This window comes from Pelagimonas varians (assembly GCF_003208435.1).
Lineage (GTDB): Bacteria > Pseudomonadota > Alphaproteobacteria > Rhodobacterales > Rhodobacteraceae > Pelagimonas > Pelagimonas varians.
In genome coordinates, this window is sequence record NZ_QKMF01000041.1 from 1 (window position 1) to 7,868 (window position 7,868).

A 7,868-nucleotide genomic window follows, 5' to 3' on the forward strand; every position below is an offset into this window, starting at 1 on the left:
CGATAGATACCGCGACCGTGACGCTGACCATTGAGGGCCGGAACGACGGACCGGTTGCTGTGGCTGATACGAACGCCGGCGCTGCGGTGGTGGAACAAGGGTTTGGCATCGCAGGGAATGACACGGCCACCGGCAACTTGCTGGCCAATGATACGGACGTCGATGCGTCCGATGTTTTGTCAGTCACAGCAGTGGATTCAGGCACCGGCGAGCCCGGATCGAACATGCCTGTCAATCCGGGCTTGGTCCAGATCGTTCCGGGCAGGTACGGCTCTCTTGCTATCGAGGCGGACGGAACATGGACATATAATCTCAATGACGCAGATCCTGACACCAACGCTCTGGCGCAAGGTACAACCGCTCAAGAAGTATTTACCTACACCGTTGATGATGGCAATGGCGGCACCGACACAGCAGCCCTGACCATCGACATCACCGGCACGAATGATGCGCCAACTTTGGCGGCTGGTGTTGGTGTGGCTGTTGAGGACGGTTCGTCAGTAAATGTTGATCTGTCTGTGCTTGGTGCAGATATCGACAGCGATGATGATGGCAGCAGCCTGACCTATACGGTGACAGGTGCGCCGGGTGAAGGCTCTGCCTCAATCACCGGGGGGACTCTCACCTTTGATCCCGGTGCCGATTTCCAGGATCTGGCACTGGACGAGACGCGGGACGTGACCATTCAGGTCACCGCTAAGGATGCGCATGGCGCAACAGCGGTGAATGACGTTGTGATCACCGTGACCGGCACGAATGACTGGCCCGTTGCGACCAATGACAACAACGCCAGTGATGCGCTTGTTGAACAGGGCTTTGGCGTTGTTGGAGATAGTGCTGCGGCAGGTGATGTGCTTGCCAATGATAGTGATGTTGATTCGACCGACGTTCTAGCAGTGGTGTCGGTCATGAATGGTGGCAACATCGCCGTGCCAAGCACCCCCGGCGGCGGCATGTCTATAACTGGCGTTTACGGCAGCCTTGCTTTGGCTTCGGACGGTACATGGACATATGCGTTGGACAATGACGATCCGGACACGGAGGCTTTGGAAAACGGCGATACGGCATTTGAGGTCTTTACCTATACAGTTTCGGACGGAAACGGCGGGACGGACACCGCGACTTTGACGCTTGAAATCGCCGGATCAGGTGACAACGTCGCCCCAGTTGCAGTGGATGACACCTTCACTGTTACCGAAGACACACCGACCAGCTTGACCCCCTTGGGAAATGACACCGACGCCAACAACACGCCGGTTGTGACACAGGCATTGTCGATTGTGTCCATCAACGGGGTGGCAGCCACAGTTGGGGCCGTTATCGCAACCACCAACGGATCGATCACTATTGGTGCGGGAGGCGCAGTCGATTACACGCCAAACGCCAATTACAGCGGGGCTGACAGCTTTAGCTATACAGTCAATGATGGCCTAGAGGAGTCGAACACCGGCACGGTCAATTTGAACATCGCTCCGGTGAATGATACGCCGGTTATTGCCCCCATCACTGCAATAGAAGCCGGTTTCGAAGAAACAATTGTTGACGTCAATGACGGGATGCTTGGCGCAGGATCAAGTGTGGGCAACCCGGGCTATTGGTATATTGTCGACTTTGACTCCCCTGCAGGTGCCCAGACGATTGCCATTGAGCGAACATCATCGCATCCAAACCTGTCCGCCTCGGAAATCCCGACCAATGGCGTTGTGATGCATATCAACCCCAATGGTGGATCGCCGAGTGATAACGCCGTCACCGGACGAGGTGATTTTGGAGTGAGCGTCACAAGCTATGATAATGGTGTGGCGACGACACGGCCGGTGTCCGAAATCACAGCCCCGAACTATGATGGCACACCGGAAGAAATCTATCCGGATGCACTTAGTTTCTTTACCTCGACCAATGGTATCGGGATCAACTGGGTTGGGTCGAATATCGACGTTCCGGGTGGAACTGCCAATGTGCGGATGTCGCTATCCGGCATTGACTATGTTGATGGAATAGGGGCGCTGACGCTTGACAGTGTAGAAGTGCAAGTTAGCCCGGCAATTATGTCTGGTCAGATTGCCTTTGATGACCCAGATATTGGCGATAGCCATGTTGCGATTGCGACGGGCGTGACTTTGTCCGGCACTACTAATGGATTGCCGCCCGCTTTGGCACTGGCTTTCCTTAATGTCTCGGTGTCTAGCAGTCCAACAGCAGGCGCGCCGGGAACCATCGATTGGACCTTTAACCCTGGAATGCTCGGGCTTGATTTCTTGCGTCCCGGTGAAAGTCTGACCTTTGATTTCGTCATTGAAGTTGATGATGCCCAGCCGGCTTGGGACACCGAAACCCTGAGCATCACAATTCACGGAGCCGACAATTTACCCGAGGTGTTTGATGGCCCGCAGTCAACACTTGAGGACACGGTTCTGGATGGCACGTCCTTTACCTATGAACCAGACGGAGAACCTCTAAGCTTTTCTGTGCTTACGGATGTGTCGAACGGAACCTTGGTGCTGGATTCGATAACGGGTGACTATTCGTACACGCCTGATCTGAACTATAACGGAACCGACAGCTTTACCTACTTAATCGACGATGGAACTGGCGGCATAGTATCGTCAACAGTAACGATTGATGTGGGCGCAGTGAACGATGATCCGACATTGGCCGCAGCCGCGCTTGGTACGGTCGAGGACGCTGGTGTTGAAACGGTCCTTGACCTGACAACGCTTGGCGATGATGTCGACGTTGACGATGATCCGACAACGCTGGAGTACACAATCACCGGCCACCCGAGCGAAGGGACCGCGACCCTTGACGGTACGGACCTGAAGTTTGATCCGGGAACGGCATTCCAAACCTTGGCAGAAGGGGAAACCCGCGATGTTGTGGTGCAGATCACCGCAACTGACGCGCACAATGCAACGGCTGTAAACGACGTCACCATCACGGTCACCGGCACCAATGACGCGCCGACCATGTCCAATGTGACGATTTTAACCAACGAAGACGCCGGAACCGGAAGCTTTGATAGTTCCGGTATTTTGGAAAACGGAGACGTGGAAACCCTAGGGAACTGGCTGGGTAGTAATTACTTGTCACTGGAAAACGTGTTTACCAAGGACGCCGGCGATACTTCGGTGGATTGGCACACAGCGGTCAATGGCGTTGGTCCGACAATAACGATAATCGAATTGGATAACGGCAATATTATTGGCGGGTACACTCCGATTTCGTGGTCGAATACCACTGGTTATTCCCTTGAATATAATTCTGGGGCGTTCTTGTTCAACTTAAGTACCGATACACAGTATGAACAAGGTTCAAATCCCCATGTCATTTACAACTCAATTAACCACGGACCAACTTTTGGGGGCGGGCACGATCTTTATGTCAATTCCACCCTCACGGGTGGTTACGGCAATATCGGATACTACTATGGTGACCGCTCTCAGGCTGGAACTTCTGAATATCGTGAAGAGTTCACCGGCACTTACAACACTTGGACAATCGTCGGTTTAGAAACCTTCACGTTGTCGTCTGGTGCTGGAAATCCTGTGACCACGTTGGATCTATCGACCATCGGGGATGATATCGACAGTGATGATGATGGCGCTTCGCTGGTCTATACCATCACCGATCTGCCGAACGCCGGAGAGGCGACCATTTCCGGCAACACTTTGATCTTTAATCCGGACGGCGAATTTGAATATCTGAACGACGGTGAAAATGCCACAGTCGAGATCGAGGTTACCGCAACTGATGCGCACGGGGTCAGCACATCCAGCATTGTGACGGTGGTTGTCGAAGGCCGTGACGAAGTTGTAACTGTACGTGTCGAGGAAAGTGACCAACAACACACCACAACCGCGGCAAGCGGGGCGAACGGCGTATTTGGCGGCACTGGCGTAGATGGTACCAACGGGTTTGCAGGATCAAACGGTGCATCGGCAAATGCAATTCAATTGAACGAAACCTATGTCGGTGCTGGCAACAATGACACCCTTGTTCTGTCGGCGGACGCATCGGGTGGAAATGGCGGTTATGGCGGCAATGGCGGCAGCGGTGGCAGCGGTCAGTACCTCAATAATTCGTACACGGGCGGTAACAGCGCGACCCCGGCAGACCCATATACCAACCAATTGAATTATGGTCAGGCTGGCGATGGCGCAGATGGCGGCGCAGGCGGCTCAGGCGGTACTGCCAGTGCCCAGTTGGATGGCAATCTGCTAGACGGGCAGGGTGGTTCCGATAGCCTGTTGTTCGAGGTGGATGCGGCCGGAGGAATAGGTAGTTTTGGCGGCAACGGAGGCTCCGGTGGTTTTGGCGGGGACACTGGAAGTTACGGATATCGCATAACAAACTCCTCCAGTTGGGTAACGGCTTATAGTTATTACCAACAGGATTATAATGGCGGAAATCATGGCGATACCGGAGACGGTGCCAGAGGTGGGAGTGGCGGATTTGCCCAAGCCTATGCAGATTCCAACACTGGTTTAGGCGGCGATGGCGACGATATTATCACGGTTGATGTGTCTGCTGTGGGCGGTTTGGCCGGTCGTGGCGGAACCGCGCAAGGGGCCAGAGGCAATGCGCCGTCTGTCGCAGATGCCAGCGCGGGAACCAGCGGTGATGGCGGTGTTGGCGGCGCGGCGCTTGCCGAAGCAAGAGATAACACTCTGAATGGCGGAGCGGATAACGACATCTTGACCGTGATTGTAAAAGCCGAAGGTGGCGACGGGCTTTATGGCGGGAACGGGGATGCCGGTGAGATCGGTACGGACTACTTAAACACCACCAACGGCAGCACGGGGGCCTTCCGCGGGCAAAGCTACACAGATACTGTTTACTACTACGGCGACGGTTCAAATGGTGGGGATGGTGGCGACGGCGGCGATGCAATGTCCCGTGTCATTGGCAATGAACTGCTTGGCGGGGACGGTCAGGATCAACTTGCATTGGAAGCAATCGCAGTAGCCGGATCTGGTGGCAATGGCGGCGTCGGCTATGCCACAAGTGATGGAGGTCCATACGGCGGCAACCGCACATACTCCTACGTTGGGGGCGATGCGGGCGCTACTGGTCAAGCCGGTGTTCAGGGGGATGCAACAGCAATCGTCACGGGCAACATTCTGAGCGGCGGGGCTGATGACGACACCTTAAGCGTCTCATTTGGGCTGTCCGGGCGCTATAATTCACTGACCTTTGACGGGAACACGTTCGATGGCGGGGCCGGTTTTGATACGCTGGACCTAAGCGGCATCGCAGTTTCGACGGGCTTGGCAGGGGCGCAAACCTCTGTTGGGGCAGTCATTGATATGGCCGCTGAAACACTGGTTGTTGGTGGCAGCGGAAGCAACACTGTCACAGGCATCGAGTATCTTGTCGGAACCCAAGGCGATGACGTCATCACAGGCACCAATTCGGCAGATCGGATCAACGCAAGCGGCGGCGCGGACGTGATAACATTGGGTGCCGGCGCAGATGTGTTCGAATTCTCGGATGGTCATAACACGATTACCGACTTTGACATCGCAGAAGACCGGATACAGCTTGGTGGGAACAACCTGTCGTTTGGCTTCGTCGATCGGGATTTCAATGGCGTTGTGAACGCTTCAGACCCAACGACAGTCGGAACTGGGGGCTACAATTTCTCCAACGATGGTGCCGGCAACCTTGTCATCACGGTCAGCGACGATCCAAGCCGGCAGGTGACTTTGGTCGGGGTTACCGAACTGTATGAGGATGACTTCATTTTCTGATGGGGAAATTTAAACGTGTTCTTGTTGTCGGAGGTGGGTCCGCCGGATGGATAACGGCGGCCTACCTGGATGCAGTCTTGAACGGCATTGGCAAGGCCCGCGATCCTGTCGTTTCGATATCTTTGGTTGAAAGCGCAAAGATCGGGCGGATCGGCGTCGGAGAGGCAACAATCCCGAGCATTCGGCTGACGCTCCAGCGGATCGGGATAAGCGAAGCCGACGTCATGACCGCGACAGAGGCGACCTTTAAGCATGGCATCCGGTTTTGCGACTGGAACGGTCCGGGGCATTCCTATTTTCATCCGTTTGACCGTCGCCAAGCCGGGCGGTTTGATCCAACCGGTGTCAATTGGATGCTGTCTGACCGATCCGTTCCATTTTCGGATCTGGTCAGTGTGCAGCCCCGCCTTGCCCTATCCGACCGCGCACCCAAATCGGCTGATATGCCCGATTACGAAGGGGAGCTGGGCTACGCCTATCACTTGAATGCCGAGGCCTTGGCCGATCTTTTGGCGCGGGTTGCGACAGGGCGCGGTGTTGAACACATCGAGGGAAAAATTACGGGTGTGGCTCTGCGCGGAACATTGGGACATGTCGATCATGTGGTATTGGAAGATGGCCGCAAACTTGGTGCTGATCTATTTATAGATTGCAGTGGGTTTGCAGCAGTTTTGATCGAGAAAGCGCTGAAAACCCCGTTTCGAGATGACAGCAAATGGTTGCCCTGTGATCGGGCCGTGACGATGCAGATTCCGTATCAAGATGGTGAGACGGCACGGCCCTATACAACGGCCACAGCCATGGCTTCTGGCTGGCGTTGGGAGATCGGGCTGAAATCACGGCGGGGAACTGGCTATGTCTATTCCAGTGCCTATTGTTCAGACAGCGAGGCCGAAGAGGCATTGCGCAAAGAGAATGGCGAGGCCGATTTACCTGTCCGCATACTACAGTTCCCTGTGGGCAGACGCGTGCAGGCTTGGGTCGGTAACGTCGTAGCCATCGGATTGTCCGCCGGCTTTATTGAGCCGTTGGAAAGCACGGGTTTGTATCTGGTTGAGAAAGCGGTCCTTCATTTGTCCGAGAACTTTCCGTTTGGAGGCGTTGAAAATGCGGAACCATTGCGGTCTCGCTTCAACGAATTGACAGCACGGGAATATGACGAGTTATTGCCCTTTGTAGCTTTACATTACGTGATTGCACAGCGGTCTGACACGCCATTCTGGCAAGATGCCAAGTCCGAAGAGCGCATTCCAGACCGCCTTCGAACCTTACTGAAACTGTGGGAATGCAAACCGCCTTCGGCCTCAGATTTTGATTTTTGGGACGGGTGTTTCTTTGCGGAGAACTACGAATACATCCTGTACGGCTTGGGTTGGCACCCAGCGAATGTACGTGCCTCTACTCAAATGCAACCGCCGCGTCGTTCTCAAGTTGTGGAACAGGCCTTGGAACAGATGCTCAAGAACCTACCACTCCACAAAGACGCTTTGTGACGGTTTCGGATTTGACGGGCATTGTTGATGGCTTGGATGCGCCCACCAACCGGCATGGTAATGTACCACAGTGATGTTTCAGAAGGCATTACTCAAAGGGAGACCATCGTACCCGGTGCGCCCACCCCACCTTCCTTGTGAGCCCCTGATCTGAGGTTCAGTCTTTTTGGATGGATTATCAGGGAGTTTCTCCTTGGAGCGCTCAACGGAGTTTCTCGGTAACATTGATATGGTTGTGGGGCCGCGTGGTCACCGCCGCTGGCCGGATAAGGTGAAGGCGCAGATTGTGGCCGAGACGTTAGTGGAAGGTACATCGGTGTGCGCTGTGGCGCGGGGGTATGACATGCGGGCCAATCATTTATCGGAATGGCGGCGCATGGCACGCGAGGGCAAACTGGTTCTGCCCGCTGTGACGGAGGAGCCGAGCTTTGCGGCGCTGGTTGTGCGCGACGATGTTGAGACGGCATCTGAACCTACGCCGCCGCCGCCGTTGGATCTGATTTGTGGTGGGGTCACTGTGCGATTGGATGGGCTTTGTTGCACAAATCCCATGCTGGATTCACCTTTTGAATCCAGCATGATAGCCGTGAGTTATGAGCAGTTGGTCCCCTACAAGATATAAGAC

3 protein-coding genes are annotated in these 7,868 nt (G+C 54.9%); all 3 read left to right on the top strand.

Features of this window, described 5'->3' with window-relative positions:
* Nucleotides 1–17: 17 nt before the first annotated feature.
* The 3 genes from C8N36_RS23720 (at nucleotide 18) to C8N36_RS23730 (ending at nucleotide 7,865) form a co-directional block, all read left to right on the top strand.
* A complete protein-coding gene (locus C8N36_RS23720; RefSeq protein WP_211318284.1) occupies nucleotides 18–5,750 on the top strand; it encodes a PEP_CTERM-anchored TLD domain-containing protein in 5,733 nt (1,910 codons plus the stop codon).
* Nucleotides 5,750–7,243 (top strand): tryptophan halogenase family protein, encoded by a 1,494-nt coding sequence (locus C8N36_RS23725; RefSeq protein ID WP_097807129.1) that lies wholly within the window; start codon nucleotides 5,750–5,752, stop codon nucleotides 7,241–7,243. Before C8N36_RS23720 ends, C8N36_RS23725 begins: the two co-directional genes overlap by 1 nt.
* Before the next feature lie 193 nt (nucleotides 7,244–7,436).
* On the top strand, nucleotides 7,437–7,865 hold the full coding sequence (locus C8N36_RS23730) for a transposase (RefSeq protein ID WP_245911053.1): 429 nt from the start codon (nucleotides 7,437–7,439) through the stop codon (nucleotides 7,863–7,865).
* Nucleotides 7,866–7,868 lie beyond the last annotated feature (3 nt).

Bases quoted from the DNA above. Each gene is read 5' to 3' on its own strand.
- C8N36_RS23725 (WP_097807129.1), top strand. From the start codon at position 5,750: ATGGGGAAATTTAAACGTGTTCTTGTTGTCGGAGGTGGGTCCGCCGGA.